This is a genomic window from Shimwellia pseudoproteus (assembly GCF_016415625.1).
In the GTDB taxonomy this organism is placed as follows: Bacteria; Pseudomonadota; Gammaproteobacteria; order Enterobacterales; family Enterobacteriaceae; genus Shimwellia; species Shimwellia pseudoproteus.
Window position 1 is genome coordinate 1 of record NZ_WBXP01000023.1, and the last position, 26,945, is coordinate 26,945.

Here is a 26,945-nt window from a genome sequence, read left to right on the forward strand (position 1 = left end):
TTTTGAACTTTTGCTTTGTCACAGGATGTCGCTACAGGGTCAGGAGTGTGGTGATCTGATCCTAATTTCGGCTAAAAGTTCGATTTATTCAACAAAGCCTAATGCAATATGTAACAAGGATGTTAGTGAAGAAAAAAATAAGAAGCACAACAAGGTGTTATTTACCGCAACGGTGGGATTAACGACAGGGTAACGCAGGAAGCGCGATACAGTGGCCTGCGGGGGCGGACCACTGTATTACCGGGTCACAGGCAAGATGCCATGACCGGACAAGATTATAAGAATGGGCGCGTGTCCCCCACCCCTTCACGCAATATCACCGGGGCGTCATCAGTGAGATCAATCACCGTTGTCGGCTGCTGGCCCAGGTAACCGCCGTGGATGATAAGATCCACCTGTTTTTCGAGGCGGTCTTTAATTTCATCGGGGTCGGACTCGGTAAACTCACTGCCCGGCAACATCAGGGATGTCGACAGCATCGGCTCGCCCAGTACCGCAAGCAGATCCAGCGCAATCGGGTTAGACGGCACCCGCAGACCAATGGTTTTACGCTTTTCCTGTAACAGACGGCGCGGGACCTCTTTGGTCCCTTTCAGAATAAAGGTGTAATTGCCGGGGGTGTTATTTTTAAGCAGGCGAAACGCCACGTTATCAACCCAGGCGTAGGTTGACAGCTCAGAAAGATCCCGGCACATCAGGGTAAAGTTATGCCCGTCCGGCAGTTGGCGGATACGGCAGATCCGCTCCATGGCGTTTTTGTCTTCCAACTTACACCCCAGGGCGTAGCCGGAGTCGGTAGGATAGACAATCACCCCACCCTTGCGAATGATTTCCACCGCCTGGTTAATTAGCCGGGTCTGGGGATTATCCGGATGGATATAAAAAAATTGGCTCATGCTTCACTCTCTTCAATCAGGACTGGTGGCGCCCATTGCTGCCAGACAGGAGTAACATCCGGCGGCAGACGCAAATTGCGCCCCAGTTCAATCCATGGACAGGGCTGATGAAAGTCCGATCCCTGAGACGCCAGTAATCCGTACTGGCGGGCAAATTGTGCCAGCTGGTTGCGTTCATTGGGGGCCTGCTGGCATTGTGCAACTTCCATCCCGTCACCGCCGCATTCAGCAAAATACGCCAGCAGCCGTTTTAGCCACTTGGTACTCAGACGGTAACGCCCCGGATGGGCCAAAATAGCCTGACCACCGGAATGGTGAATCACATCAATAGCTTGTTTTATTGTACACCACTGGGGCGGAACATAGCCGGTTTTCCCCCGGGCGAGGTAATTTTTAAATACCCCCGCGATAGTCGTTGCCCGGCCGCACTCCACCAGGTAACGGGCAAAATGGCCCCGGGTTATCGCCCCGCCGTCGGCAATACGCAGCGCCCCCTCCAGCGCCCCAGGGATCCGGGCTTTCTCCAGCCGGTCGGCTATCATTTCCGCCCGCAGTCTCCTGCTGGCGCTCTGGCGGCCTAAAAAGTCGCGCAGCCCGGCGTTGGCCGTATCAACCCCCAGGCCAACAATATGTATTTCATGGTTTTCCCATACCGTGGACACTTCAACACCATTAATCAGTGCTAAGGGTAGCTGAAGTTCACTGATGGCGCGGCGGGCCTCATCCAGCCCGTCAACGGTATCGTGGTCGGTAATTGCCAGCACATCAATGTGATACTCAACAGCGCGTTCGACCAACTGACGCGGAGAAAGCAGACCATCAGAAGCTGTGGTGTGACTATGTAAATCATAGATAAGCGGTCGTGATGTCTCGTTCAAAGCGTCTCCTGTGCCCTAAAGCGTCTTACTGCGAAGTGGTTATCATAACCACTCCTGACGAGGATCAAAAATTACTGTTGACATTGATTCATCGAACTAGTTAACTAGTACGCATGTTTTCACAGCGAGGTATCTGAAATGACAGCACTCATCACTCTGCACAACGGGTGGCGGACGACCTGACCTGGGCCGTGAGAACGCTATTGCTTAACGCAAACAGATACCCCGGCCCGCCACAGCGGGCTTTTTTATGAACAGAATAAAAGAGAAAACACTATGGAAAAGCAAAAACCAGCAATTGATATCCTGACCGGCGACGGGGTCTATCGCGACAATCCAACCGCGGTATTCCACCAGTTATGCGCAGACCGCCCGGCCACGCTGTTGCTGGAGTCTGCCGATATCGACAGTAAAAATAACCTCAAAAGTTTACTGCTGGTGGACAGCGCCCTGCGGATCACCGCCCTGGGCAACGTGGTGACATTACAGGCCATGAGCCAGAACGGCAGCAATCTGCTGGCGCAGCTGGACACCGCCCTCCCTGCCGGGGTGGTCAACCAGCCGCTGGCTAACGGCCGTGAGTTACATTTCCCGGCGGCCAGCCCGCTGCTGGATGAAGACGCCCGCTTATGTTCCCTGTCGGTATTTGACGCCTTCCGTCTGTTACAGGAATGCGTAACCCTGCCGGCGGATAACCACGAGGCCATGTTCTTCGGCGGCCTCTTCGCCTACGACCTGGTGTCGGGTTTTGAAGATCTCCCCGCCCTGAGCCACGATGACAGCTGCCCGGATTACTGCTTTTATCTGGCCGAAACCCTGCTGGTTATCGACCATCAGCAACAGAGCACCCGCATTCAGGCCAGCCTGTTTACCCCGGACACGGCGGAAAAAGCCCGCCTGAGTCACCGGATAGCCACCCTGCGCCAGCAACTGGAAGAGACGCCGCCACCGTTACCGGTCGAAACGGTGCCCCATATGCACTGTGATTGCAGCCAGAGTGACGAAGAGTACGGCGATGTTGTGCGCCAGATGCAAAAATCCATCCGCGCCGGGGAAATTTTCCAGGTGGTACCGTCGCGCCGTTTTTCACTGCCCTGCCCGTCGCCGCTGGCCGCGTATGAAGTGCTGAAAAACAGCAACCCCAGCCCCTATATGTTCTTTATGCAGGATGGCGATTTTACCCTGTTCGGCGCCTCCCCGGAGAGCTCACTGAAATACGCCGCCGACACTCGCCAGATTGAAATCTATCCGATTGCCGGGACCCGCCCCCGCGGCCGCCGGGCCGATGGCTCGCTGGACCGGGATCTGGACAGCCGTATTGAGCTGGAAATGCGTACCGATCATAAAGAGCTGTCCGAACATTTGATGCTGGTAGATCTGGCCCGCAACGATCTGGCGCGGATCTGCACCCCGGGCAGCCGCTATGTGGCGGACCTGACCAAAGTCGACCGTTACTCCTTTGTGATGCATCTGGTCTCCCGGGTGGTGGGTGAACTGCGCCGGGATCTGGACGCGCTGCACGCCTACCGGGCATGTATGAATATGGGCACCCTGAGCGGCGCCCCGAAAGTGAGAGCAATGCAGTTGATCGCCAAAGCAGAAGGCCGCCGCCGCGGCAGTTATGGTGGTGCAGTGGGGTACTTCACCGCCCACGGGGATCTGGATACCTGTATCGTTATCCGCTCTGCATGGGTGGAGAACGGTGTTGCCTCGATCCAGGCCGGTGCCGGGATCGTGCTGGACTCGGTACCGCAATCTGAAGCGGACGAAACCCGTAACAAAGCCCGCGCCGTATTACGCGCGATTGCGACTGCTCACCACGCACAGGAGACGTTCTGATGGCTGACATTCTGCTGCTCGATAATATCGACTCTTTTACTTACAACCTTGCGGATCAGCTCAGAGCGAATGGCCACAACGTGGTGATTTACCGTAACCATGTCCCGGCCCAGATGCTGATGGACCGCCTGGCAACCATGGACAACCCGGTGCTGATGCTCTCCCCCGGCCCTGGCGCCCCGAGCGAAGCCGGCTGCATGCCTGAATTACTCACCCGGGTACGCGGTAAACTGCCGATCATCGGGATTTGCCTCGGCCACCAGGCCATTGTGGAAGCCTACGGCGGCTACGTAGGCCAGGCAGGGGAGATCCTGCACGGCAAAGCCTCCAGCATTCAGCATGATGACCAGGCGATGTTCGCTGGCCTGATGAACCCGCTGCCGGTAGCGCGCTACCACTCGCTGGTGGGCAGCAATATCCCGGCGGGGCTGACCATTAACGCCCATTTTGACGGCATGGTGATGGCGGTTCGCCACGATACTGACCGGGTGTGCGGCTTCCAGTTCCACCCGGAATCTATCCTGACCACCCAGGGCGCCCGTCTGCTGGAACAAACCCTCGACTGGGCGCTGAAAAAGCAAGAGCCGGCCACCACCCTACAGCCGCTGCTGGAAAAACTCTACCAGGCCCAGGAACTGACCCAGGCGGAAAGCCACCAGCTGTTCTCGGCCGTGGTCCGCGGCGAGGTAAAACCGGAGCAACTGGCCGCTGCGCTGGTCAGCCTGAAAATTCGCGGTGAAAGCCCGAACGAAATCGCCGGTGCCGCCACGGCGCTGCTGGAGAATGCCGCCCCCTTCCCGCGCCCGGATTATCTGTTTGCCGATATCGTCGGTACCGGCGGGGACGGCAGCAACAGCATTAATATCTCCACGGCCAGTGCGTTTGTGGCGTCAGCCATGGGCTTTAAAGTGGCCAAACACGGTAACCGCAGTGTCTCCAGCAAGTCCGGTTCATCGGATTTACTGGCGGCTTTTGGTATCAACCTTGATATGACCGCGGAGAAATCCCGCCGCGCCCTGGATGAGCTGGGGCTGTGCTTCCTGTTTGCCCCGAAATACCACACCGGTTTCCGCTATGCGATGCCGGTACGCCAGCAGCTTAAAACCCGCACCCTGTTTAATGTGCTGGGGCCGCTGATTAACCCGGCACACCCACCGCTGGCGCTGATTGGGGTGTACAGTGCGGAACTGGTGCTGCCGATTGCCGAAACCTTGCGCGTGCTGGGCTACCAGCGGGCGGCGGTGGTCCACAGCGGCGGGATGGATGAAGTCTCGCTGCACGCCACCACTCAGGTCGCAGAGCTGTGCAACGGTGAGATTCGCAGTTACCCGTTAACCGCGGCTGATTTTGGCCTGATCCCGTACACCAAAGAGGCGCTGGCCGGGGGCACCCCGGAAGAAAATCGTGACATTCTCAGCCGCCTGTTACAAGGTAAAGGCGAGAGCGCCCACGAAGCCGCCGTTGCTGTCAACGTTGCCATGCTGATGCGTCTTTATGGGGAAGAAGACCTCAAAGCGAACGCGAAACGGGTGATTGAATTCTTACACACTGGGGCCGCTTTCGACCAGGTACAAGCCCTGGCGGCCAGAGGATAAATGATGCAAGAGACTGTATTGACCAAAATCGTCGCCGATAAAGCCATCTGGGTTGCTCAACGTAAAGCACAGCAACCACTGGCCTCCTTTCAGAATGACATCGTGCCCAGCGACCGCAGCTTTTACCACGCGCTGCAAGGTACCCGCACCGCGTTTATTCTGGAGTGCAAAAAAGCATCCCCCTCTAAGGGGCTGATCCGCGAAGATTTCGACCCAGCGCGCATCGCCGGGGTGTATAAAGATTTTGCCTCGGCGGTGTCGGTACTTACCGACGAGAAATACTTCCAGGGGGATTTCGCGTTCCTGCCCATCGTGCGCAGCGTGGTCACCCAGCCAGTATTGTGCAAAGACTTTATTATCGACCCGTATCAGATCTATCTGGCCCGTTATTATCAGGCGGATGCCTGCCTGCTGATGCTGTCGGTACTGGACGATGAGCAATACCGTCAGCTCGCGGCGGTGGCCCATAGCCTGAATATGGGGGTGCTGACCGAGGTCAGTAACGACGCCGAACTGGAGCGCGCCATTGCCCTGCAGGCCAAAGTGGTCGGCATCAACAACCGCGACCTGCGCGACCTGTCGATAGATCTCAACCGTACCCGCCAGCTGGCTCCGCGCCTGCCTCATGGGGTCACGGTTATCAGCGAGTCCGGGATTGGCAATTACCGCCAGATCCGCGAACTGGCCCATTTTGCTAACGGCTTTTTGATAGGCTCCGCCCTGATGGGGGCTGACGATTTACGTACCGCCGTTTGCCAGGTACTGCTGGGGGAGAATAAAGTCTGCGGTCTGACCCGTCCCCAGGACGCCGCCGCCGCATACCAGGCGGGTGCCATCTATGGCGGGCTGATTTTCGCCCCAGGGTCACCTCGTGAAATTGATATCGCCACCGCACGCCTGGTGATGGCCGCCGCCCCGCTGCGCTGGGTGGGGGTATTTCGCAACGCCAGCCTCGACCATGTGGCCACCACGGCCCGGCAGTTAGGGCTGGTTGCCGTGCAGCTCCACGGGGCCGAAGATCAAGCTTATATTGACCAGTTGCGTGCCCAGTTGCCCCAGCAGGTACAAATCTGGAAAGCGCTCAGCGTCGGCAGCACATTACCCGCCCGGGATCTGAACCACGTGGATAAATACGTGTTCGATAACGGCCAGGGCGGCACCGGCCAGCGTTTTGACTGGTCACTGCTTAACGGCCAGCAACTGGATAATGTCCTGCTGGCTGGCGGCCTGGGGGCGGATAATTGCGTGGAAGCCGCCAAAGCGGGCTGTAGCGGGCTCGATGTCAACTCCGGCGTTGAATCCGCGCCAGGAATTAAAGATGTACACAAGCTGGCAGCGGTGTTCAGCACCCTGCGGGCATACTAAGGAAGCAATGCGCATGACAACTTTACTTAATCCTTATTTTGGTGAGTTTGGCGGAATGTATGTTCCCCAATTGCTGATGCCGGCCCTGCGCCAGCTGGAAGAGGCGTTTGTCAGCGCCCAGAGCGATCCGGCGTTTCAGCAGGAATTTACTGATTTACTGAAAAACTACGCCGGGCGCCCTACTGCCCTGACCAAATGCCGCAATATTACCGCTGGCACCAAAACCACCCTGTACTTGAAACGGGAAGATTTGCTCCACGGCGGCGCCCACAAAACAAACCAGGTGCTGGGCCAGGCGTTACTGGCGAAACGGATGGGTAAAACCGAAATCATCGCCGAGACCGGCGCCGGCCAGCACGGGGTTGCCTCGGCGATTGCCAGCGCGCTGCTGGGGCTGAAATGCCGTATTTATATGGGGGCAAAAGACGTTGAGCGCCAGTCCCCGAACGTGTTCCGTATGCGCCTGATGGGGGCGGAGGTTATCCCGGTACACAGCGGATCAGCCACCCTGAAAGATGCCTGTAACGAAGCGCTGCGCGACTGGTCCGGCAGCTATGAAAATGCCCACTATATGCTGGGCACCGCGGCGGGCCCGCACCCGTTCCCGACCATCGTGCGCGAGTTCCAGCGCATGATCGGTGAAGAGACCAAAGCCCAGCTGCAGGAGAAAGAAGGACGCCTGCCGGATGCGGTTATCGCCTGTGTGGGCGGTGGCTCTAACGCTATCGGTATGTTTGCTGACTTTATCAATGACACCAGCGTCAAACTGATCGGTGTGGAGCCAGCAGGCCACGGGATTGAAACCGGGGAGCACGGTGCGCCGCTGAAACACGGCCGCGTGGGGATCTATTTCGGTATGAAATCCCCGATGATGCAGACAGATGAAGGCCAGATTGAAGAATCTTACTCAATCTCTGCCGGGCTGGACTTCCCGTCTGTCGGCCCACAACATGCCTACCTCAACAGTATTGGCCGGGCAGATTACGTGTCGATTACCGATAACGAAGCGCTGGATGCCTTTGAAACCCTGTGCCGCCATGAGGGGATCCTCCCGGCGCTGGAGTCTTCCCACGCCCTGGCCCATGCCCTGAAAATGATCAAAGAAAATCCGGATAAAGAACAGTTGCTGGTGGTGAACCTCTCCGGGCGCGGCGATAAAGACATCTTCACTGTATATGACATCCTGAAAGCCCGGGGGGAAATCTGATGGAACGTTATGATCACGTATTTGCGCAGCTGAAAAGCCGCCATGAAGGCGCATTTGTGCCTTTTGTTACCCTGGGTGATCCGTCAGTGGCACAGTCCCTGGCAATCATTGATGCCCTGGTGGCGGGCGGGGCCGATGCGCTGGAGCTGGGGATCCCGTTCTCTGACCCGCTGGCCGACGGCCCCACCATCCAGAATGCCACCCTGCGGGCGTTTGCCTCCGGGGTGACCCCGAGCCAGTGTTTTGAAATGCTGGCGGTTATCCGCGCGAAATATCCGGCACTGCCGATTGGCCTGCTGATGTATGCCAACCTGGTGTTCAACCGCGGTATTGACGAGTTCTACGCCCAGTGTGCCAGCGTTGGTGTGGATTCGGTGCTGATTGCCGATGTCCCGGTGGAAGAGTCCGCCCCGTTCCGCCAGGCCGCCCTGCGGCACAATGTTGCGCCAATCTTTATCTGTCCGCCCAATGCGGACGATGAGTTACTGCGCCAGATTGCTTCCCATGGCCGGGGGTATACCTACTTGTTGTCCCGGGCCGGGGTAACCGGCAGCGAAAACCGCGCCAGCCTGCCGCTGCATCATCTGGTGGAGCAACTGGCCGCTTATCATGCTGCTCCCCCGCTCCAGGGATTCGGGATTTCTGAACCTTCCCAGGTGCAGGATGCCATTTCCGCCGGGGCCGCCGGGGCGATTTCCGGCTCGGCGGTGGTAAAAATCATTGAAAAAAACCTTGAGCAGCCGGACGTTATGCTGCGCGAATTAACGGATTTTGCCCGCAAAATGAAGGCCGCAACCGTTAACGCCGGGTAATATCCCGCCGGATCCCTCGCCCGGGGGGTCCGGTTATTTCCCCGCCAATTTCCATCGCATTGTGACACACTGCCCAAAAACGCGAAAAACGCGCTAAAATCACAGACATCAGGTACTTTCCCGGTACGTCTTTTTGCCATCCTGGCAGACTATTAAGGTAAATCAGGTTTATGCCCAGCTTAAATCAACGTGTGGACATTCCGCGAGTGCTGCTCTCGGTACTGTTCCTGTCTATTATGATCATCGCCTGCCTGTGGGTAGTGCAGCCGTTTATTCTGGGCTTCGCCTGGGCCGGTACCGTGGTGATTGCCACCTGGCCGGTATTACTGCGCTTACAGCACCTGCTGTGGGGACGTCGCTCCCTGGCGGTTCTGGTGATGACCCTGTTATTAACCCTGTTGTTCGTGATCCCTATTGCGCTGCTGGTGAACAGCATCGTCGACAACAGCAGCACAATTGCCAACTGGGCGACCGCCTCCAGCCATATGAGCCCGCCGGCGCTTAACTGGCTGCGCGACATCCCGATGGTGGGCGATAAGCTGTGGCAGAGCTGGCACGGCCTGTTACACAACGGTGGCCGCGCGCTGATGGATAAAGTCCAGCCCTATATCGGTACCACCACTAACTGGTTTGTGGGCCAGATAGCCCACGTTGGCAGCTTTGTAATGCACTGCGTCCTGATGCTGGCCTTCAGTGCCCTGCTGTACTGGCGCGGGGAAAATGTCGCCCTCGGGTTACGGCATTTTGCCTATCGTCTGGCGGCTCAGCGGGGGGATGCTGCGGTGGTGCTGGCGGCTCAGGCTATCCGCGCCGTGGCGCTGGGCGTGGTGGTCACTGCGCTGGTGCAGGGCATCCTCGGGGGGATCGGGCTGGCCATTTGCGGTATTCCTTACGTCACCCTGCTAATGGTGGTGATGATCCTCTGCTGCCTGGTACAAATCGGTCCATTGCTGGTGCTTATCCCGGCGATTATCTGGCTGTACTGGAGTGGGGATACCACCTGGGGCACCGTGCTGCTGGTCTGGAGTGCGATAGTCGGGATGATGGATGGCGTTATCCGCCCGATGCTTATCCGCATGGGGGCCGATCTGCCGCTGATTCTGGTGCTGTCTGGCGTTATTGGCGGATTAATCGCCTTTGGGATGATTGGCCTGTTTATCGGCCCGGTTGTGCTGGCGGTCTCTTACCGGCTGTATGCGGTGTGGGTTAACGAAACCGCCCTGCCGGATGAAGACCCGGAAGAACTGGTGGAAATTCTCGAAGGCCACCACCCCAGCTCCATCAATCAAGACCCGGAGTAATGGTCACGGCGGCGGCCACGGGGCCGTCGTCTCTTTTCTTCTGTTTTTCTCTTTTTCCCGGCACTTTCCCTTGTCACCCCCTGCCCGCCCATTAACCCTGCGCCCTGTTGTGACGTTCTCTGACCTACCGGCAATTCGGTATTAATTGCTACATTCGCTGATTAACGTTTACTTTTTCGCAACTATTGGGATGAATCTGATCGACGGTTTCCCCCCAGTACCTAGTATGAATACACGGTTATGAATCAACATATTGATTTATAAGCATGGATACATCCCCTGAGTGAATCAACAAATTGCTGTGTGTAGTCTTTGCCCATCACCCACGATGGGCTTTTTTTTGTCTGCTCGCCGGGTTCTACCCGTAAAAAAACCGCCCGGCCCCTGACGGGACAGGACGGTTTATCACACGCTGGCCGGGCTTATTTATTCAGTTCAGCCAGTCCCAGCCAGGTTTGTACCACGGTATCCGGGTTCAGAGAGAGACTGTCGATACCCTGCTCCATCAGCCAGGCGGCAAAGTCCTCGTGATCCGACGGGCCCTGGCCACAGATGCCAACGTATTTACCCTGCTTCTTCGCGGCTTTGATAGCCATCGACAGCAGCGCTTTCACCGCCTCGTTACGCTCATCAAACAGCTCAGAGACCACCCCAGAGTCGCGATCCAGCCCCAGGGCTAACTGGGTCATATCGTTAGAGCCAATAGAGAAACCGTCAAAGTAATCGAGGAACTGGTCCGCCAACAGTGCATTGGACGGAATTTCGCACATCATAATCACTTTCAGGCCGTTCTCACCGCGTTTCAGCCCCTGGCGCGCCAGCTCATCAACCACGGCTTTTGCCTGCTCTACGGTGCGCACGAAGGGGATCATTATCTCAACGTTGGTCAGCCCCATCTCGTTACGTACCCGTTTCACCGCCTCGCACTCGAGGGCAAAGCAGTCGCGGAAACTGTTGGACACGTAACGACCGGCGCCGCGGAAACCGAGCATGGGGTTCTCTTCATGGGGCTCGTAACGCTCCCCGCCCACCAGGTTGGCGTATTCGTTGGACTTAAAGTCCGACAGTCGCACAATAACGCGCTTCGGCCAGAATGCCGCCCCGAGGGTAGCAATCCCCTCCGTCAGGCGCCCGACATAGTATTCGCGCGGCGAATCGTAGCCTTTCATCATCTCGCGGATCTGGTTTTGCAGCGCTGGCTCCTGGTCGTCAAACTCCAGCAGTGCCCGGGGGTGTACCCCGATCATCCGGTTAATAATAAACTCCAGCCGCGCCAGGCCAACCCCTTCGTTAGGCAGGCAGGCGAAGTCAAACGCCCGATCCGGGTTGCCGACGTTCATCATAATTTTCAGCGGCAGGTCCGGCATGGTGTCCACACTGGAACTCTGCACGCTGAAGTCCAGCAAGTCGCTATAGACGTAACCGGTATCCCCTTCGGCGCAGGAAACGGTGACCTTGTCGCCGGTATGCAGGCGCTCTGTGGCATCCCCGCAGCCAACCACCGCGGGGATCCCCAGCTCACGGGCTATAATCGCCGCGTGGCAGGTACGCCCGCCGCGGTTAGTGACAATCGCCGCCGCCTTTTTCATGATAGGTTCCCAATCCGGGTCCGTCATATCGGTCACCAGCACATCGCCGGGCTCAATGCGGTTCATTTCACTAATATCGTGAATCACTTTCACTTCACCGGCGCCAATGCGGTGGCCGATAGCGCGGCCTTCGGCGACAATTTTCCCCTGGGAATGCAGCGTATAGCGCTCCATAACCTGACCACGGGAGCGCACGGTCTCCGGGCGGGCCTGGACGATATACAGCTTGCCGGTGTGGCCATCTTTGGCCCACTCGATATCCATCGGGCGGCCATAATGCTGTTCTATCTGTAACGCCTGTTTGGCGAGATCGTGAATTTCTTCGTCCGTCAGACAGAAGCGATCGCCGTAGCCCTGCGGGACATCTTCAATACGCACCTGTTTGCCATGTTGCTGGCTGTCGGCATAGACCATGCGGATCTTCTTCGACCCCATGGTGCGGCGCACAATCGCCGGACGCCCTGCAGCCAGGGTCGGTTTATGTACATAAAATTCATCCGGGTTAACCGCCCCCTGAACCACCATCTCACCCAGCCCCCAGGCCGCGGTGATAAAGACCACCTGGTCAAAGCCTGATTCAGTATCAATGGAGAACATCACCCCGGAGGCCGCCAGGTCGGAACGGACCATCAGCTGGACCCCGGCAGAAAGCGCAACGCCGCGATGGTCATAGCCCTGGTGGACGCGGTAAGAAATCGCGCGATCGTTAAACAGTGAGGCAAACACATGCTTCACCGCCACCATAATGGCGTCGATACCCTGGACGTTAAGAAAGGTTTCCTGTTGCCCGGCAAAGGAGGCATCCGGCATATCTTCCGCCGTGGCGGAGGAGCGCACCGCGAAGGAGGCCTGGGGATTACCGTCAGACAGTTGCAGATACGCATTGCGGATGGCCTCTTCCAGCTCAGGCTGGAACGGCGTATCAATGACCCACTGGCGGATCTGCGCCCCGGCTTTCGCCAGTGCCGATACGTCATCAATATCGGTTTCATCCAGCAGTGCGTAAATCCGCTGGTTTACACCACTTTGATCCAGAAATTGGTCAAAGGCGTCTGCGGTGGTGGCAAACCCGTTTGGTACGGAAACACCTAAATCAGAAAGGTTAGTGATCATTTCACCAAGGGAGGCATTCTTGCCCCCAACTCTGTCAACATCATGCATACCAAGTTGGTTATACCAAAGCACTAGCGGTGACGAACCATTATTGGACATCGAAACAATCCTTTTTGTGATATAGGAATGGGGCGTTACTACACCGGATTACCTGTTTAGCTTGGCATATTTATCGCAGCGGATAAAACGGTGAATCGTTCAAGCAAAAATATTTTTTAACTTTTAAGAAAAAAAGAAGTTTTTTATAACAAGCTGATTATCATCATAAATATAATAAACAGCGCTGAAACTGACTGCCGGGTAAATGTGGTCAGGCCATTTCATAAAAAGTAAAAACACCATTTCATTTATTAATGGGGGCAGGGTTAGCAAAATACAGTCGATTGTTTTAATTTATAGCGTATCGGCAGGTATCATTAATTAATCAGGATCGTTTCATGGAAAATTATATCGATCGACATGTTTTTTATATTTCCGACGGCACCGCCATCACCGCAGAAGTTCTCGGCCACGCGGTGATGTCACAGTTTCCGGTGACCTTTAACAGCATCACACTGCCGTTTGTTGAGAGTGAGTCCCGGGCCAGAGCGGTAAAAGAACAGATTGACGCCATCTGGAAGCAAACCGGTATCCGCCCCCTGGTGTTCTATTCCATTGTGCTGCCGGAGATCCGCAACATTATTTTGCAAAGCGCCGGTTTTTGTCAGGATATCGTGCAGGCGCTGGTGGCCCCCCTCCAGCATGAGCTGCAACTGGACCCGACCCCGATAGCTCACCGCACCCACGGGCTGACACCGGGCAACCTGAATAAATATGATGCCCGTATCGCCGCCATTGATTACACCCTCGCCCATGATGACGGTATTTCAATGCGTAATCTCGACCAGGCACAGGTGATCCTGCTGGGGGTGTCCCGCTGTGGAAAAACCCCCACCAGCCTCTATCTGGCCATGCAGTTCGGTGTCCGGGCCGCTAACTATCCGTTTATTGCCGATGATATGGACGATCTGCAACTGCCCGCGGCCCTTAAACCACTGCAACACAAACTCTTTGGGCTGACCATTAACCCGGAACGCCTGGCGGCAATCCGCGAGGAGCGCCGGGAAAACAGCCGCTATGCCTCACTGCGCCAGTGCCGGATGGAAGTGGCCGAAGTGGAAGCACTGTACCGTAAACATCAGGTGCCCTATATCAACAGCACCAACTTCTCGGTCGAGGAGATAGCCACCAAAATCCTCGATATTATGGGATTAAGTCGCCGCATGTACTGATAAACTAGTACACAAATACAAGTGGATATGTTAGGGTACAGGCTTTCCGGTTACCGGTGCGCCGCCTTGCTTTTCATTAGGCATGGTTTGGTTTATTGTGATCGCCATCACTTCCCGGTATTTCACCGCAGAGAAGACCATTTTCCCGAGATATTGCATGAATAAAACTGATGAACTGCGGACTGCGCGTATCGACAGCCTGGTCACCCCCGCAGAGCTGGCCAGCCGCCACCCCATTTCCGGTGCCGTGGCCAGTTCTGTGACCGCAGCGCGCCACCGCATTGAAAAAATCCTTAACGGCACCGATCCCCGTCTGTTAGTCATTGTTGGCCCATGCTCAATCCACGATCTGGATGCGGCCATGGACTATGCCCGCCGTATCCAGCAGATGCGTGATAAATATCAGCACCGGCTGGAAATCGTGATGCGCACTTATTTTGAAAAACCGCGCACCGTGGTGGGCTGGAAAGGGCTGATTTCCGACCCGGACCTGAACGGCACCTACCGGGTTAACCACGGTATTGAGCAGGCCCGTCGCTTACTGTTACAGGTGAACGAGCTGGGGGTCCCCACCGCGACTGAATTTCTCGATATGGTGATCGGCCAGTATATTGCTGACCTGATCAGCTGGGGGGCCATCGGAGCCCGCACCACAGAAAGCCAGATCCACCGGGAAATGGCCTCGGCCCTCTCCTGCCCGGTAGGGTTTAAAAACGGCACTGACGGCAATACCCGCATTGCGATTGATGCAATCCGCGCTTCCCGGGCCAGCCATATGTTCCTCTCCCCGGATAAAAACGGCCAGATGACCATTTACCAGACCAGCGGCAACCCCCACGGCCATATCATTATGCGCGGCGGGAAAGCCCCGAACTACCACGCCGAGGATATTGCCGCCGCCTGCGATGCGCTGCACAGCTTCGATCTGCCGGAACACCTGGTTATCGACTTCAGCCACGGTAACTGCCAGAAGCAACACCGCCGCCAGCTGGATGTGTGCGAGAACGTCTGTCAGCAGATCCGCAACGGCTCCCGGGCCATTGCCGGGGTGATGGCGGAAAGCTTCCTGCGCGAAGGTACCCAGAAAATCGTTGCCGGCCAGCCTCTGGTGTACGGCCAGTCAATCACCGACCCATGCCTGAACTGGGACGATACCGAAACCCTGTTGCAGATGCTGTCCGACGCCACCGACAGCCGGTTCTGATCCTTGTGGCAAAAAAATCCCGGCACCTGTGGCCGGGATTTTTTTAGCTCGAGCAGCTGACTTCCAGATGTTTCCCCCAGTCCGGGGGCCGGTGAGTATAGTCGTCATCCCGGCTGGCAAAGGGCTGCATCAGCACCTGGTGCAGCTCATGAAGCGGGGCATAATCCCCGTGCTCCGCGGCGCTAATCACCCGCTGGGCCAGCCAGTTACGCAATACCACCGCCGGATTGGCCCGGTACATGGCTTGCTGGCGCACCCCGTCGGCAATTTGTTGATCCAGCAAACGCTGCCGGTAACGGCTGAACCAGGCATCAAACCCGGCGCGATCGATAAATTCATCCCGCAGCGGCGAACTGGCGCTGTACTGTTCAGTGGCGCTCAGCATCCGGAAGGTACGGGTGTAGTCACTGCCCTCCCGGGCCATTAAGCTGAAGAGCTCTACCAGCAGCTCATTATCGCCATCCATCGGGGTTAAGAACCCCATCCTGGCGCGCATATGGCTACCCCACGCCTGGGAAAGCGCCTGAGGATACAGATCCAGCGCCGCATTGAGATCGTCCACTGCAATCAACGGCGACAGCGCCCGGGCCAGGCACTGCAAATTCCACAGCCCCACCGCCGGCTGGTTATCAAAAGCATAACGCCCCTGATTATCGGAGTGGTTGCAGATAAAACCAGGCCGGTAATCATCCATAAACCCATAGGGGCCGTAATCGAGGGTCAGCCCCAGCAGGGACATGTTGTCGGTATTCATCACCCCGTGGGCAAAACCGACTGCCTGCCAGTGGGCAATCAGCCGGGCGGTGCGCTCAACAATATCCCGAAACCACGCCACGTAGCCGTCGGCCTCTGCCGCCAGCTCAGGCCAGTGGCGGGCAATGGCATAGTCCGCCAGTTGCTGCACCTTCTCCGGCGCTTTACGGTAATAGAAATGTTCAAAATGACCAAAGCGCAGATGGCTGTCGGCAATGCGCATCAGCATCGCCCCGCGCTCTTCGGTTTCCCGGTATACCGGGGTATCGCTGGTTATCACCGTCAGCGCCCGGGTAGTGGGAATGCCCAGATAATGCAGGGCCTCACTGGCGAGGGCTTCCCGCAGGGTGGATCGCAGCACGGCCCGGCCATCTCCCATCCGGGAATAGGGCGTGGTCCCTGCCCCTTTAAGGTGCCAGTCGCGCACGCTGCCGTCCGCCAGGGACTGTTCCCCCAGCAGGATCCCCCGGCCGTCCCCGAGTTGCCCGGCCCACTGGCCAAACTGGTGGCCGCTATACACCTGAGCCAGGGGCGCCATCCCCGGTAATAATTGCTCACCGGCCCACACGGCCGGGGAGGAAAACAGTGCCGGATCAAGGCCCAGCGCATCCGCCAGAGCCGGGTTATGCCAGATTAACCGCGTATTCTCGAGGGGGTACGGTGTAACCTCAGCGTAAAAGCCGGGGAGCTGGTGGTACCAGCTATTGGTAAAACGGGGTGTTGGGTTCATAGCGCCTCCTGCCTGCAGTGTAGTGCTTCGGGCCGCCTTTAAACACCGGGAGGCGTCAGGGTTATTCCCCCGCTAAACGGGGGAATAGCGGCTACAGGCGACGAGCCTGCCAGAATTTTTTCCGCCAGTAGACATTATCCAGAGACGAGCGGGTTACCCCGTGGCTGGTTGAGGCGTGGATAAACTGGTTATCGGTGTCATAAATACCGACATGCAGGCCATTTTCGCCACTGCCGGTTTTAAAGAACACCAGATCACCGGGTAGCAGCTCGTCTTTGCTGATCTCGGTGCCTATTTTGGCCTGTGCAGTGGTCACCCGCGGTACCCGCAGGCTGAATTGATCGCGATAGGTCATCAGGACAAACGCGGAACAATCCACGCCACGGCGGCTCATACCGCCATTGCGGTACGGCGTGCCGCGCCAGGTATTGAGCTGATCATTAAGCTGGGCGATCACTGTGATAGAGTCAGACAACCGCGCATTAGGCGGCGGGGCCCGGTGGCTACTACACCCGGCCAGAATCAGAGTCACCAGGACTATTACCCAATAGCGCATTCCGCTAAATCCCTCTAGTTATCGCGTATTTTATCCCGCGTAATGTAGCGCCGTCCCCCTTCCCCCGCAAGGCCCAGACCTGCTCAGGGAACAGGAACGACCATATTGTATCCATCTGCCCGCAAATGGCGGAAATTTACCCCGTAGGCCCGGGATAAATGATACTCACTCAACACCTGTTCTGCCGTGCCACTGGCCAGCAAAACGCCGCCTTTCAGCAACCACACGCCACTGGCGTGTGCCAGGGTATGGTTAAGATCGTGGCTGCTCATCACAATGGTGATCCCCGCCTGGTGTAAGCGGGCCAGTAGCCTATCCACCGCCGCCTGCTGCGCCACGTCCAGGCTTGCCATTGGCTCATCAAGCAACAACAGCCGCCCCTCAGCATGGCAATCGGGATGGATCTGTAACACACAGGCCGCCAGGCGCACCCGCTGCCATTCCCCGCCAGACAACTGGCTTACCGGGCGCGTGAGCTTATCGTCCAGCCCCAGCTCCCGGGCCAGGGACTGCATAACATCCCGGGCGGCGCCCCGCTGCTGGTGCAGTAACAAATAATGCCAGACCGGCATGGCAAACGGCGGCAGTTGCTGCTGGCTCAGCCAGGCGCGCCGCTGCGCCAGCGCCGGGCCGGACCAGCTGGCAAGGAGTTTCCCCTCCAGCAGCAGCGTCCCCTGATGAGGATGTAACCCCGCCATACAGGCCAGCAGCGTACTTTTGCCGGCACCGTTCGGCCCCACCAGATGAAGGTACTCCCCCGGGAGGACAGCGCCGCTCAGGGGGGTCAGCCGCCCGGTGACGGCAATATTTTGCAGGCTTAACAGCGCCACCATTACCCGGCCAGCGCCATTTCCAGGGCAGTGATCAGATGCGGGTTATCCGGGGTCATATCCGGGGAGAAACGGGCGATCACCTGGCCGCCGCGGCCAATCAGGAATTTTTCAAAGTTCCACAGAATATCCCCGGGGTGAGCTGGCGCCCGCCCCTTGCTGGCCATGCGCTCATAGAAGCCGCTGTCCTGGGGGAAGATGGCCTCTGGGGCCTCGGCAATCAGCGCCTGATACAGCGGGTGACGATGCTCGCCGTTGACGTCGATTTTACTGAACATCGGGAAGGTGACCCCGTAGGTGGTGCTGCAAAAGGTTTTGATCTCTTCAGCGCTGCCCGGCTCCTGGCCGAGGAACTGATTACAAGGGAAGCCCAGCACGCTGAACCCCTGGGACTGGTAGTGCTTTTGCAGGGCTTCCAGCTGTTCGTACTGCGGGGTCAGGCCACATTTTGAGGCCACATTAACGATTAACAATACCTGATCCGGCCAGTTTTCCAGGGTGACAGACTGGCCGTCGAGCGTGGTTAACGGAAGAGTGACAAGCGACTGTTGCATAGCAAAATCCTTACAGGTTGTTGTTATCATCTGGAGGATAATAATAGCCAGATCCTGGTCCGGATAGCCAAATCTTTTGCCCGCGAACCTGCCGCGTTGTCAGTTGGTTTTACGATTACTCCGCAGACGATCTCACCCGGGCGGAATAACCCGAGGTACGCCGCGGTTGCGGGGAAGACTCGACACGCTCAAAGCGGCGGGCAATCACCAGATAGCTAACAATCGCCAGCACCCCGTGGGCGGCAACAAAATAGAGCGCCAGGTTAAACGAGCCGGTGACCGACACCACATAACCAATCACCAGCGGGGTCACTATCCCGGCAATATTGCCGATGCAGTTAAACACCCCGCCACACAGCCCTATCATATTCTTCGGCGCCACATCGGACAGCACCGCCCAGCCGATGGCGGCAAACCCTTTACCGAAGAACGCCAGCGCCATCAGGAACACCACCGCGCTGTTGGTATCAACCATATTGGCAAACACCAGGCAGGTTGACAGCCCCATGCCGATAACAAACGGGGTTTTCCGCGCCCGGGACGGGTGCATCCCCCGGGCAATCAGGCGATCCGACAAATACCCACCCAGCAGGCCACCACTGAAGCCGCAAATTGCCGGTAACGCGGCCACCCACCCGGCCTGCATAATCGACATTCCGCGTCCCTGAATCAGGTAAATCGGGAACCAGGTGATAAAAAAGTAAGTCAGCGCGGTAATGCAATACTGGCCCAGATAAATCGCCCACAGGTTACGTTCGACAAACAGGCTTTTTAACTCACTGGCCGAGACTTTCTTCGCCTGAGCGTTATGCCCGGCATCCAGATCCACCAGCGCTCCCCCTTCGCGCATCAGGGTTTTCTCTTCCGGGCTCAGGTGTGGGTCCCGGTGCGGCTCCCGGTAGGAGGCAAACCATACTACCGACAGCACGAGGCCAATCGCCCCCATCCATAAAAAGATATGCTCCCAGCCCCAGGCGTGGGTGATCCACGCCATCAGCGGGGCGAAGACCACCACCGCCATATATTGCCCGGAGTTAAACAGTGCCGAGGCCAGCCCCCGCTCCCGGGTGGGAAACCAGCAGGAGACAATACGCGAGTTGGCCGGGAAGGCCGGGGACTCCACCAGCCCGAGCATAAAACGCATCAGGAACAGCGTCATCGCCGCCAGCGCCCCTGACATCCCCAGCCACCCGACGGTGCCCTGGAGTGCGGTAAAAATCGACCACAGGATCAGACTGGTGCCGTACACCCGCCGGGCGCCAAACTTATCCAGCAACCAGCCACCGGGGATCTGCCCTATCGCGTAAGCCCAGGCGAATGCGGAGAAAATCACCCCCAGCATCAGCGGGTCCAGCGCCAAATCCCGGACAACCGAGGTCCCGGCAATCGACATGGTGGCGCGATCGGCATAGTTGATAACGGTAATGATAAAAATGAGTGCCAGTACCCAATAACGGCGGTGTCCGGTATAACCTGCATGACGGGGGGAAACATAACTTTCTTTATGATTGCTCATCGTTATTACTTCCTTTTTATGTGCGGGTCAGAGAGGCATGATTTACACCCGGTGCGGTGGTTGCTGACCGTTAAAACAGGCAGCCAGATTTTCCAGTACGCGCTGCCCCATCAGAATGCGTGTTTGTTCAGTGGCGCTGGCCCGGTGTGGTTGCAGTGTCACGTTTGGCAAGCTGAAGAGCGCCTCCGGCACCCGGGGTTCAGCGGCAAATACGTCAAGGCCCGCCCCGGCAATCTGGCGCTGTTGCAGGGCATTCACCAGGGCTGCTTCATCCACCAGTTTGCCCCGGGCAACGTTGATGAAGTACCCCTCTGGCCCCAGGGCATCCAGCACCGGGGCGTCGACAATCACCTGCCCGCCATCCGCAGACGCCGCCAGCACCAGCACATCCACACTGCGCGCCAGGGCATGAATATCAGCCATAAAGGGGTAATCCACATCGTCCCGGGGGGCGAGGCTGGTGTACGCAATCGGCATACTGAATGCCTCCGCCCGCCGGGCAATGGCCAGGCCCACCTGACCCAGGCCGATAATGCCAAGGCGGGCGCCGCTCACTTTACGCGCCAGGGGGAGCGTGGTGTCCGGCCAGCGGCCAGTGCGGACAACGTGCTCCGCCTCGCTCATCCGCCGCAGCGTGGTAATAATCAGCCCCATCGCCATGTCCGCCACATCATCGGTCAGCACCTGAGGGGTGGTGGTGACATAAATATCCCGCCGGGCGGCGAGGTCGAGATCCACGGCATCGGTACCAATGCCGCTGATAGCAATAATTTTTAATTGCGGCAGCTGTGCCATTATTTCCCGCGGCAGCCCTCTGGCCCCGCCGGTAACTACCCCCTGAATTAATAAGCCGATCTCAGCGAGCATGTTTTCTGGGTTATCAGCCTGATAAAGCCGGTGGATTTCATATTCCCGCGCCATTATTTGATCGATGGGCTCAGGAACGGGCTGAGTTAATAAGATGTGTATTTTTTGGTTGTTTGATTTTTCTGTCATCGCGGTCATCCATCAGACGGTTGCTATTAATGCTGATGATGGACAGCGAATTATTTCATGTCTAATATAAACTGGACATTCATTGATATAAGAATTGAATCATGGATCTCTATCAGTTGCGTTGTTTTATTGCCGTTGCCGAGGAGCTGCACTTCGGGCGTGCAGCGGCCCGTCTGCATATTACCCAACCGCCCCTTAGTCGCCAGATACAACTGCTGGAAAAAAGCCTCGGGTGCACGCTTTTTGACAGAAATAACCGCCATGTTGGCCTCACCCACATGGGGGAGAACGTGCTCAAAGAGGCGCGGCTGATCCTCAAGCTGGCGGACCAGCTCCAGTATTCCGCCCAGCAGCGGATAGATGGCGTGGTGGGGACGCTGCGCATCGGCTTTACGGCGGTGTTCTCATGGCAATTTATTCCCCAGTTGCTGAAGAATATGACCGCAACCTTCCCCGGGCTGGATTTCGAGCTCGATGAGCAAGTCTCACAAAAACAGATTAGCGCGATTGAAGATAATATTATTGATGTCGGTTTTGTGCGTCACGTCCCACCAAATCCATTACTCACCTACCTGCCGCTGACCAAAGAAACCTTTGTTGCCGCTTTTCATACGGATCACCCGTTAGCCAGAAAACGAAAAATACCGCTCTCCGCCTTTAATAATGAGCCTTTTTTCTGTTACAGCCAAAATGAAGCGCGTATTTTTCACGAACGGATTACTGATTTATTCACGTTCAATAATATTAGCCCCCATTATAAATACCAGTTCACCCAGACCCATACTATTCTCGGCATGGTCAGCGCTGGCCTGGGGTGCGCGATTGTCCCGGCATCCGCCAGGACCCTTAATTTCCCGCACGTGGCTTATATTAATATTGAAGATGCCAATATTCAGGCGCACAATTTTTTAGTCTATTCGAAGAGCAACCCGAACCCCGCCCTGCCGGTTTTTATTCAGGCAGTCAGGGATATGCTCCAGCAGAGCGCCAGCGCCGCGCCAGAGTCAGCGGGCTGACCTCAACAACAGCCAGATAAACACCGGCGCGCCGAGGGTAGCGGTCACCACACCAATCGGCAGTTCTGCCGCCGGCATCGCCAGCCGGGCCAGGATATCCGCCAGCAGCAGGACACCGCCCCCCGCCAGCACACAGGCGGGCAGCAGGGCCCGGTGATCGGTGATCCCGCATAAACGCAGGATATGCGGCACCACCAGGCCAACAAAACCAATAGCGCCACCGAGGGCCACACTCACCCCCACCAGCCAGCCGGTGGCCAGCACCAGCAGATTACGCCAGAGAGACACCGGCAGCCCCAGTTGCCGGGCGCTGCTCTCCCCGAGGGCCAGCAGGTTCAGCGGATGCCCTACGCGACACAACCAGACCATTACCGGCACCAGCGCCAGCATCAGCCACCCCTGGCGCCAGTCCACCCCGCCAAAGCCCCCCATCATCCAGTACATCAGCTGGCGCAAATCCATACTGGTACTGAAATAGACCGCCCAGGTCATCAGGGCGCTGCAAATGATCCCCAGCGCCACCCCGGCTAATAGCAGGCGGCTGGTAGAGAGGTGACGGCGGGCAAAACGCAGCAGGATCCCGGTTATCACCAGCGCCCCGACAATCGCACAGAGCCCCAGCGCCCAGCCAGGCCAGCCCCCGCCACCGATGAATAGCCCCGCCACCAGGGCAACCCCGGCCCCGTTAGAGACCCCCAGCAAGCCGGGTTCTGACAGCGGGTTGGCAAACAGCCCCTGCATAATCGCCCCGGTCAGCGCCAGGGCCCCGCCCACCAGCAGTACCGCCAGCGAACGCGGCAGGCGAATCTGCCAGACAAACAGCTGGCCGTCAGCACTCAGCCACGCCCCGGGGAAAATCCAGCGCTCTCCGGCACACAGGCTCAGCAGCAGGCTGGCCACCACCACCAGGGTGAGCGCAATAAGCCACTGTTTTTCACGGCGACGCTGGGCAAGGATAAATCCGGGCATGGCAGATTCCATTATCAGGGTAACGGGCTGATTTTACGGGCTGCCAGGACCGCAGGAAAGTGAAGAATAACAATACAGTTGGTAGGGATTTATGGGTGCGTGGATGGCAATACACCGGGGCAGATAAAAAAAAAGGCCGCACAAGGCGGCCTTTTGGATGTCGTCAGTTATTCGCTTTTCGGCGTTGCGTTTTCGACCCGGCTTTTTAACTTCTGCCCGGGTCTGAAGGTCACCACCCGGCGAGCCGTAATGGGAATATCTTCCCCCGTCTTCGGATTGCGTCCTGGACGTTGGTTTTTGTCGCGCAAGTCAAAGTTACCAAAACCAGAAAGCTTCACTTGCTCCCCATTTTCCAGAGCGCGACGGATCTCTTCGAAAAACAGTTCGACCAGCTCTTTGGCATCCCGCTTGCTAAGCCCAAGCTTATCAAACAGATATTCTGACATTTCAGCTTTTGTAAGCGCCATAGGTTCAATCCCTCAATGATGCCTGGAATCGCTCTTTTAGTGCCTCTACACATTTGGCAACGGTAGCGGCAATCTCCTCTTCTTCGAGTGTACGGCCGGAATCCTGAAGGATCAGGCTGATAGCGAGGCTCTTATAACCCTCAGCTACACCCTTGCCACGGTACACGTCAAATAAGTTTACGCCAACTACCTGATTTACGCCAACTTTCTTACACTCTGCCAAAACATCCGCTGCGGGCACGTTTTCTGCTACCACAACCGCGATATCGCGACGGTTAGCCGGGAAGCGCGAAACCCCCTGAGACTGAGGCACAACGCGGTCTGCCAGCGCATCCCACAGCAGCTCAAACACCAGTGTACGGCCGTTAAGATCCAGTTTGCGCTCCAGTTCAGGGTGAACCACCCCAATATAACCAATACGTGCGCCATCCAGATAAATGGCGGCACTCTGGCCCGGATGCAGTGCCGGAATGGCTTCTGCCTTGAAGGTAATTTCAGATAATTTACCGGTCAGTTCCAGTACCGACTCAAGATCGCCTTTCAAATCATAGAAGTCGACGCTGCCTTTCGCCAGATCCCAGTGCTCTTCATAGCGGTTACCGCAAATAACACCAGACAGCATCAGGTCCTGGCGGATACCCAGGTTTGCATTGGTATCCGGGACAAAGCGCAGCCCGGTTTCAAACAACCGGACGCGGCCCTGCTGGCGGTTCTGGTTGTACACCACGGTGCCCAGTAGGCCAGACCACAGGGAAAGCCGCATGGCAGACATTTCGCTGGAGATAGGGCTTGGCAGGATCAGCGCTTCTTCACCCGGGTGCAGCAGTTGCTGGATCTTCGGATCCACAAAGCTGTAGGTGATCACTTCCTGGTAGCCTTTGTCCACCAGCATGGTTTTCACCCGTTTCATGGACAGCACCGCTTCACGATGGCTGCCCATCACCAGGCCTGCCTGGACCGGGGCGTTAGGGATGTTGTCGTAACCGAACAGGCGGGCAACTTCCTCAACCAGATCTTCTTCAATTTCCATATCGAAACGCCAGCCCGGCGCGACGGCCTGCCACTGGTCCTGACCCACGGTGACCTCACAACCCAGACGGGTCAGAATATCGGTCACTTGTGCATCGTCAATATGGTAGCCAATCAGGCGATCCAGTTTGCTGCGGCGCAGGGTAATGGTTGCGCGCTTCGGCAGATCAGCCAGGCTGGTCTGGTCAATAACCGGGCCAGCGTTGCCGCCGCAGATATCAATCAGCAGGCGGGTTGCGCGTTCCAGCGCTTTGAATTGCAGGGTAGGATCGACACCGCGTTCGTAACGGTGGGAAGCATCGGTATGCAGGCCGTGACGGCGCGCGCGGCCAGTGATCGCCAGCGGATTAAAGAAAGCGCATTCCAGCAGCACGTCCTGAGTTTCGTCATTCACACCAGAATGTTCGCCACCGAAGATACCGCCCATCGCCAGGGCTTTTTTATGATCGCCAATCACCAGGGTGTCGGCTTTCAGGGTGGCTTCTGTACCGTCCAGCAGTACCAGCTTCTCACCCTCTTCCGCCATGCGCACCACGATCCCGCCGTCAATACGGTTCAGGTCGAAGGCGTGCATCGGCTGGCCCAGCTCCAGCAGAACGTAGTTCGTGACGTCAACCACCGGATCGATAGAGCGGATACCACAGCGGCGCAGTTTCTCTTTCATCCACAGCGGCGTGGCGGCCTTCACATTAATGCCCTTGATCACCCGGCCCAGGTAGCGCGGGCAGGCGTCGGTGGCATCAACACGGATCGGCAGCGTATCGCTGATGGTGGCCGCAACCGGGGTAATTTCCGGCTCGTTAAGGGCCATTTTATTCAGTACCGCAACATCACGGGCCACACCGATAATGCTCAGGCAGTCGGCGCGGTTCGGGGTGATGCTGACTTCAATGGCGGTGTCGTCCAGCTTCAGATAGTCGCGCAGGTCGGTGCCGATGGGCGCATCGGCCGGCAGTTCGATAATGCCGTTATGATCGTCAGAAATACCCAGCTCAGAGTTAGAGCACAGCATCCCTTCAGAAGGCTCACCGCGCAGTTTGGCGGCTTTAATTTTAAAATCACCCGGCAGTACGGCGCCAATAGTCGCCACCGCTACGCGCAGGCCCTGGCGGCAGTTCGGCGCACCGCAGACGATATCCAGCAGGCGTTCACCGCCGACATTGACTTTCGTTACCCGCAGTTTGTCTGCATTCGGGTGCTGTGCGCATTCAACCACTTCACCGACCACAACGCCGTTGAAGGTGCCGGCAACGGCTTCGGTGCCGTCAACTTCTAAACCGGCCATGGTTATCTGGCTGCACAGTGCATCGCTGTCAATGGCCGGATTTACCCATTCGCGTAACCAGAGTTCACTGAATTTCATTGGATAGTCCTGCCTTATTTAAACTGTTTGAGGAAACGTAAGTCATTTTCGAAGAATGCGCGCAGATCGGTCACGCCATAACGCAGCATGGTCAGACGCTCCATCCCCATCCCGAAGGCGAAGCCGGAGTAAACCTCCGGATCGATGCCCACATTACGCAGTACGTTCGGGTGCACCATGCCGCAGCCCAGCACTTCCAGCCATTTGCCGTTTTTACCCATGACGTCCACTTCCGCGGAAGGTTCGGTGAACGGGAAATAGGACGGGCGGAAACGGATCTGCAGATCTTCTTCGAAGAAGTTGCGCAGGAAATCGTTCAGGGTGCCTTTCAGGTTGGTGAAGTTGATATTTTTATCAACAATCAGCCCTTCCATCTGATGGAACATCGGGGTGTGGGTCTGGTCGTAGTCGTTACGATAAACCCGGCCCGGGGCAATAATACGGATCGGCGGCTGCTGATGTTCCATGGTGCGGATCTGGACCCCGGAGGTCTGGGTGCGCAGCAGGCGTGTTGCATCGAACCAGAACGTGTCGTGGTCTGCCCGCGCCGGGTGGTGGCCCGGGATATTCAGGGCATCGAAGTTATGGTAGTCATCTTCTATCTCCGGGCCGGTTGCCACGGTAAAGCCAAGCTCACTGAAGAAACTTTCAATGCGATCAATCGTGCGGGTCACCGGGTGCAGGCCGCCGTTTTCGATACGCCGTCCCGGCAGGGAGATATCAATGGTCTCTTCTGCCAGGCGGGCGTTCAGCGCCGCGGACTCCAGATCAGATTTCCGGGCGTTGAGTGCCTGTTGTACCTGCTCTTTCGCTTCGTTGATTACCGCACCGGCAGCGGGACGCTCTTCAGGGGGCAGGTCACGCAGGGTGGTCATCTGGAGGGTCAAATGCCCTTTTTTGCCTAAATATTCGACGCGTACAGTATCTAACGCGGCAACATCCTGGGCATCGTGAATGGCTGCCTTTGCATTGGCAACCAGCTCTGCGAGATGTGGCATGGTATTCCTCTTATGCCGGCTCAGTAGCCGGAGTCGTTGGTCTTATTCAAAATTCGAAAACGTCAGGTATAAAAAAAGCCTCCATAAGGAGGCTTGGG

At 57.2% G+C, this 26,945-nt stretch carries 23 protein-coding genes, 1 other RNA gene and 1 other annotated feature (1 of these 25 running past the window's edge); of the genes, 11 read left to right on the forward strand and 13 right to left on the reverse strand.

Features of this window, described 5'->3' with window-relative positions; all coding sequences use genetic code 11:
* Positions 1 to 193: hypothetical protein (locus F9C28_RS20140; RefSeq protein ID WP_233149039.1), on the forward strand; the 193-nt coding region annotated here is incomplete at its 5' end.
* A gap of 82 nt (positions 194 to 275) precedes the next feature.
* On the opposite strand, the gene F9C28_RS11565 is transcribed toward F9C28_RS20140, so the two are convergent.
* Together F9C28_RS11565 and rnm are read right to left on the reverse strand one after the other, a co-directional pair.
* Entirely contained in the window at positions 276 to 896 is a 621-nt protein-coding gene (locus tag F9C28_RS11565) for an L-threonylcarbamoyladenylate synthase (RefSeq protein ID WP_199015476.1), read from the reverse strand.
* Positions 893 to 1,774 carry an RNase RNM gene (gene rnm, locus F9C28_RS11570; RefSeq protein ID WP_199015478.1) on the reverse strand — a complete coding sequence of 294 codons (882 nt, stop codon included), beginning with the start codon at positions 1,772 to 1,774 and terminating at the stop codon, positions 893 to 895. Before rnm ends, F9C28_RS11565 begins: the two co-directional genes overlap by 4 nt.
* A gap of 276 nt (positions 1,775 to 2,050) precedes the next feature.
* Here rnm and F9C28_RS11575 point away from each other — a divergent pair, with 276 nt between their 5' ends.
* The 7 genes from F9C28_RS11575 (at position 2,051) to rprA (ending at position 10,237) form a co-directional block, all read left to right on the forward strand.
* Positions 2,051 to 3,613, forward strand: a complete 1,563-nt coding sequence (locus tag F9C28_RS11575) for an anthranilate synthase component 1 (protein ID WP_199015480.1) — start codon at positions 2,051 to 2,053, stop codon at positions 3,611 to 3,613.
* Positions 3,613 to 5,208 carry a bifunctional anthranilate synthase glutamate amidotransferase component TrpG/anthranilate phosphoribosyltransferase TrpD gene (trpD, locus tag F9C28_RS11580; RefSeq protein WP_199015482.1) on the forward strand — a complete coding sequence of 532 codons (1,596 nt, stop codon included), beginning with the start codon at positions 3,613 to 3,615 and terminating at the stop codon, positions 5,206 to 5,208. The genes F9C28_RS11575 and trpD overlap by 1 nt, the downstream gene beginning before the upstream one ends.
* A 3-nt stretch (positions 5,209 to 5,211) precedes the next feature.
* Positions 5,212 to 6,573: a bifunctional indole-3-glycerol-phosphate synthase TrpC/phosphoribosylanthranilate isomerase TrpF gene (gene trpCF / locus F9C28_RS11585; protein WP_199015552.1), complete on the forward strand. Its 1,362-nt coding sequence runs from the start codon at positions 5,212 to 5,214 to the stop codon at positions 6,571 to 6,573.
* Positions 6,574 to 6,586: 13 nt separating this feature from the next.
* Positions 6,587 to 7,780 (forward strand): tryptophan synthase subunit beta, encoded by a 1,194-nt coding sequence (trpB, locus tag F9C28_RS11590; protein WP_199015484.1) that lies wholly within the window; start codon positions 6,587 to 6,589, stop codon positions 7,778 to 7,780.
* On the forward strand, positions 7,780 to 8,592 hold the full coding sequence (trpA, locus tag F9C28_RS11595) for a tryptophan synthase subunit alpha (protein ID WP_199015485.1): 813 nt from the start codon (positions 7,780 to 7,782) through the stop codon (positions 8,590 to 8,592). The genes trpB and trpA overlap by 1 nt, the downstream gene beginning before the upstream one ends.
* Before the next feature lie 170 nt (positions 8,593 to 8,762).
* A complete protein-coding gene (gene ydiK, locus F9C28_RS11600) occupies positions 8,763 to 9,893 on the forward strand; it encodes an AI-2E family transporter YdiK (RefSeq protein WP_199015487.1) in 1,131 nt (376 codons plus the stop codon).
* 234 nt (positions 9,894 to 10,127) lie between these two features.
* Positions 10,128 to 10,237: antisense sRNA RprA (gene rprA / locus F9C28_RS11605), an RNA gene on the forward strand.
* A 78-nt stretch (positions 10,238 to 10,315) separates the two neighbouring features.
* On the opposite strand, the gene ppsA is transcribed toward rprA, so the two are convergent.
* Positions 10,316 to 12,694: a phosphoenolpyruvate synthase gene (ppsA, locus tag F9C28_RS11610; RefSeq protein ID WP_199015489.1), complete on the reverse strand. Its 2,379-nt coding sequence runs from the start codon at positions 12,692 to 12,694 to the stop codon at positions 10,316 to 10,318.
* 338 nt (positions 12,695 to 13,032) lie between these two features.
* On the opposite strand from ppsA, the gene ppsR reads away from it, so the two are divergent.
* Positions 13,033 to 13,866 carry a posphoenolpyruvate synthetase regulatory kinase/phosphorylase PpsR gene (gene ppsR / locus F9C28_RS11615; protein ID WP_199015491.1) on the forward strand — a complete coding sequence of 278 codons (834 nt, stop codon included), beginning with the start codon at positions 13,033 to 13,035 and terminating at the stop codon, positions 13,864 to 13,866.
* A 157-nt stretch (positions 13,867 to 14,023) separates the two neighbouring features.
* The gene (locus F9C28_RS11620) at positions 14,024 to 15,070 is read left to right on the forward strand and encodes a 3-deoxy-7-phosphoheptulonate synthase (RefSeq protein ID WP_199015493.1); all 1,047 of its coding nucleotides are present in this window, start codon (positions 14,024 to 14,026) and stop codon (positions 15,068 to 15,070) included.
* Between the two features lie 43 nt (positions 15,071 to 15,113).
* On the opposite strand, the gene F9C28_RS11625 is transcribed toward F9C28_RS11620, so the two are convergent.
* From F9C28_RS11625 to F9C28_RS11650, 6 genes are all read right to left on the reverse strand, one after another.
* The gene (locus tag F9C28_RS11625; RefSeq protein WP_199015495.1) at positions 15,114 to 16,553 is read right to left on the reverse strand and encodes a protein adenylyltransferase SelO family protein; all 1,440 of its coding nucleotides are present in this window, start codon (positions 16,551 to 16,553) and stop codon (positions 15,114 to 15,116) included.
* A 91-nt stretch (positions 16,554 to 16,644) separates the two neighbouring features.
* Entirely contained in the window at positions 16,645 to 17,109 is a 465-nt protein-coding gene (locus F9C28_RS11630) for an NlpC/P60 family protein (RefSeq protein ID WP_199015497.1), read from the reverse strand.
* 83 nt (positions 17,110 to 17,192) lie between these two features.
* Complete coding sequence (gene btuD, locus F9C28_RS11635; RefSeq protein ID WP_199015498.1) at positions 17,193 to 17,942, reverse strand: vitamin B12 ABC transporter ATP-binding protein BtuD; 750 nt, start codon at positions 17,940 to 17,942, stop codon at positions 17,193 to 17,195.
* A complete protein-coding gene (locus tag F9C28_RS11640; RefSeq protein ID WP_199015500.1) occupies positions 17,942 to 18,493 on the reverse strand; it encodes a glutathione peroxidase in 552 nt (183 codons plus the stop codon). The genes btuD and F9C28_RS11640 overlap by 1 nt, the downstream gene beginning before the upstream one ends.
* A gap of 115 nt (positions 18,494 to 18,608) precedes the next feature.
* Positions 18,609 to 20,009 (reverse strand): MFS transporter, encoded by a 1,401-nt coding sequence (locus F9C28_RS11645; protein WP_199015502.1) that lies wholly within the window; start codon positions 20,007 to 20,009, stop codon positions 18,609 to 18,611.
* A gap of 42 nt (positions 20,010 to 20,051) precedes the next feature.
* Positions 20,052 to 21,014, reverse strand: coding sequence for a 2-hydroxyacid dehydrogenase (locus F9C28_RS11650; RefSeq protein WP_332909414.1), 963 nt, complete (start codon positions 21,012 to 21,014; stop codon positions 20,052 to 20,054).
* Between the two features lie 92 nt (positions 21,015 to 21,106).
* On the opposite strand from F9C28_RS11650, the gene F9C28_RS11655 reads away from it, so the two are divergent.
* Positions 21,107 to 22,021 (forward strand): LysR family transcriptional regulator, encoded by a 915-nt coding sequence (locus F9C28_RS11655; RefSeq protein WP_199015505.1) that lies wholly within the window; start codon positions 21,107 to 21,109, stop codon positions 22,019 to 22,021.
* On the opposite strand, the gene btuC is transcribed toward F9C28_RS11655, so the two are convergent.
* The 4 genes from btuC to pheS form a co-directional block, all read right to left on the reverse strand.
* Complete coding sequence (btuC, locus tag F9C28_RS11660; RefSeq protein WP_199015506.1) at positions 22,010 to 22,990, reverse strand: vitamin B12 ABC transporter permease BtuC; 981 nt, start codon at positions 22,988 to 22,990, stop codon at positions 22,010 to 22,012. The two genes, F9C28_RS11655 and btuC, sit on opposite strands and share 12 nt — an antisense overlap.
* A gap of 167 nt (positions 22,991 to 23,157) precedes the next feature.
* Positions 23,158 to 23,457, reverse strand: coding sequence for an integration host factor subunit alpha (ihfA, locus tag F9C28_RS11665; RefSeq protein WP_199015508.1), 300 nt, complete (start codon positions 23,455 to 23,457; stop codon positions 23,158 to 23,160).
* 4 nt (positions 23,458 to 23,461) lie between these two features.
* Entirely contained in the window at positions 23,462 to 25,849 is a 2,388-nt protein-coding gene (pheT, locus tag F9C28_RS11670; protein WP_199015509.1) for a phenylalanine--tRNA ligase subunit beta, read from the reverse strand.
* Positions 25,850 to 25,863: 14 nt separating this feature from the next.
* Positions 25,864 to 26,847, reverse strand: a complete 984-nt coding sequence (gene pheS / locus F9C28_RS11675) for a phenylalanine--tRNA ligase subunit alpha (RefSeq protein WP_199015511.1) — start codon at positions 26,845 to 26,847, stop codon at positions 25,864 to 25,866.
* A 68-nt stretch (positions 26,848 to 26,915) separates the two neighbouring features.
* Positions 26,916 to 26,945: a sequence feature (Phe leader region), on the reverse strand (it continues 91 nt past the right edge of the window).

What these genes read in the sequence shown, in the direction of transcription:
- F9C28_RS11565 (WP_199015476.1), bottom strand. Translation starts at nt 896, where the DNA reads ATGAGCCAATTTTTTTATATCCATCCGGATAATCCCCAGACCCGGCTA.
- F9C28_RS11575 (WP_199015480.1), top strand. Translation starts at nt 2,051, where the DNA reads ATGGAAAAGCAAAAACCAGCAATTGATATCCTGACCGGCGACGGGGTC.
- trpD (WP_199015482.1), top strand. Translation starts at nt 3,613, where the DNA reads ATGGCTGACATTCTGCTGCTCGATAATATCGACTCTTTTACTTACAAC.
- trpCF (WP_199015552.1), top strand. Translation starts at nt 5,212, where the DNA reads ATGCAAGAGACTGTATTGACCAAAATCGTCGCCGATAAAGCCATCTGG.
- trpB (WP_199015484.1), top strand. Translation starts at nt 6,587, where the DNA reads ATGACAACTTTACTTAATCCTTATTTTGGTGAGTTTGGCGGAATGTAT.
- trpA (WP_199015485.1), top strand. Translation starts at nt 7,780, where the DNA reads ATGGAACGTTATGATCACGTATTTGCGCAGCTGAAAAGCCGCCATGAA.
- ydiK (WP_199015487.1), top strand. Translation starts at nt 8,763, where the DNA reads ATGCCCAGCTTAAATCAACGTGTGGACATTCCGCGAGTGCTGCTCTCG.
- ppsA (WP_199015489.1), bottom strand. Translation starts at nt 12,694, where the DNA reads ATGTCCAATAATGGTTCGTCACCGCTAGTGCTTTGGTATAACCAACTT.
- ppsR (WP_199015491.1), top strand. Translation starts at nt 13,033, where the DNA reads ATGGAAAATTATATCGATCGACATGTTTTTTATATTTCCGACGGCACC.
- F9C28_RS11620 (WP_199015493.1), top strand. Translation starts at nt 14,024, where the DNA reads ATGAATAAAACTGATGAACTGCGGACTGCGCGTATCGACAGCCTGGTC.
- F9C28_RS11625 (WP_199015495.1), bottom strand. Translation starts at nt 16,553, where the DNA reads ATGAACCCAACACCCCGTTTTACCAATAGCTGGTACCACCAGCTCCCC.
- F9C28_RS11630 (WP_199015497.1), bottom strand. Translation starts at nt 17,109, where the DNA reads ATGCGCTATTGGGTAATAGTCCTGGTGACTCTGATTCTGGCCGGGTGT.
- btuD (WP_199015498.1), bottom strand. Translation starts at nt 17,942, where the DNA reads ATGGTGGCGCTGTTAAGCCTGCAAAATATTGCCGTCACCGGGCGGCTG.
- F9C28_RS11640 (WP_199015500.1), bottom strand. Translation starts at nt 18,493, where the DNA reads ATGCAACAGTCGCTTGTCACTCTTCCGTTAACCACGCTCGACGGCCAG.
- F9C28_RS11645 (WP_199015502.1), bottom strand. Translation starts at nt 20,009, where the DNA reads ATGAGCAATCATAAAGAAAGTTATGTTTCCCCCCGTCATGCAGGTTAT.
- F9C28_RS11650 (WP_332909414.1), bottom strand. Translation starts at nt 21,014, where the DNA reads ATGACCGCGATGACAGAAAAATCAAACAACCAAAAAATACACATCTTA.
- F9C28_RS11655 (WP_199015505.1), top strand. Translation starts at nt 21,107, where the DNA reads ATGGATCTCTATCAGTTGCGTTGTTTTATTGCCGTTGCCGAGGAGCTG.
- btuC (WP_199015506.1), bottom strand. Translation starts at nt 22,990, where the DNA reads ATGCCCGGATTTATCCTTGCCCAGCGTCGCCGTGAAAAACAGTGGCTT.
- ihfA (WP_199015508.1), bottom strand. Translation starts at nt 23,457, where the DNA reads ATGGCGCTTACAAAAGCTGAAATGTCAGAATATCTGTTTGATAAGCTT.
- pheT (WP_199015509.1), bottom strand. Translation starts at nt 25,849, where the DNA reads ATGAAATTCAGTGAACTCTGGTTACGCGAATGGGTAAATCCGGCCATT.
- pheS (WP_199015511.1), bottom strand. Translation starts at nt 26,847, where the DNA reads ATGCCACATCTCGCAGAGCTGGTTGCCAATGCAAAGGCAGCCATTCAC.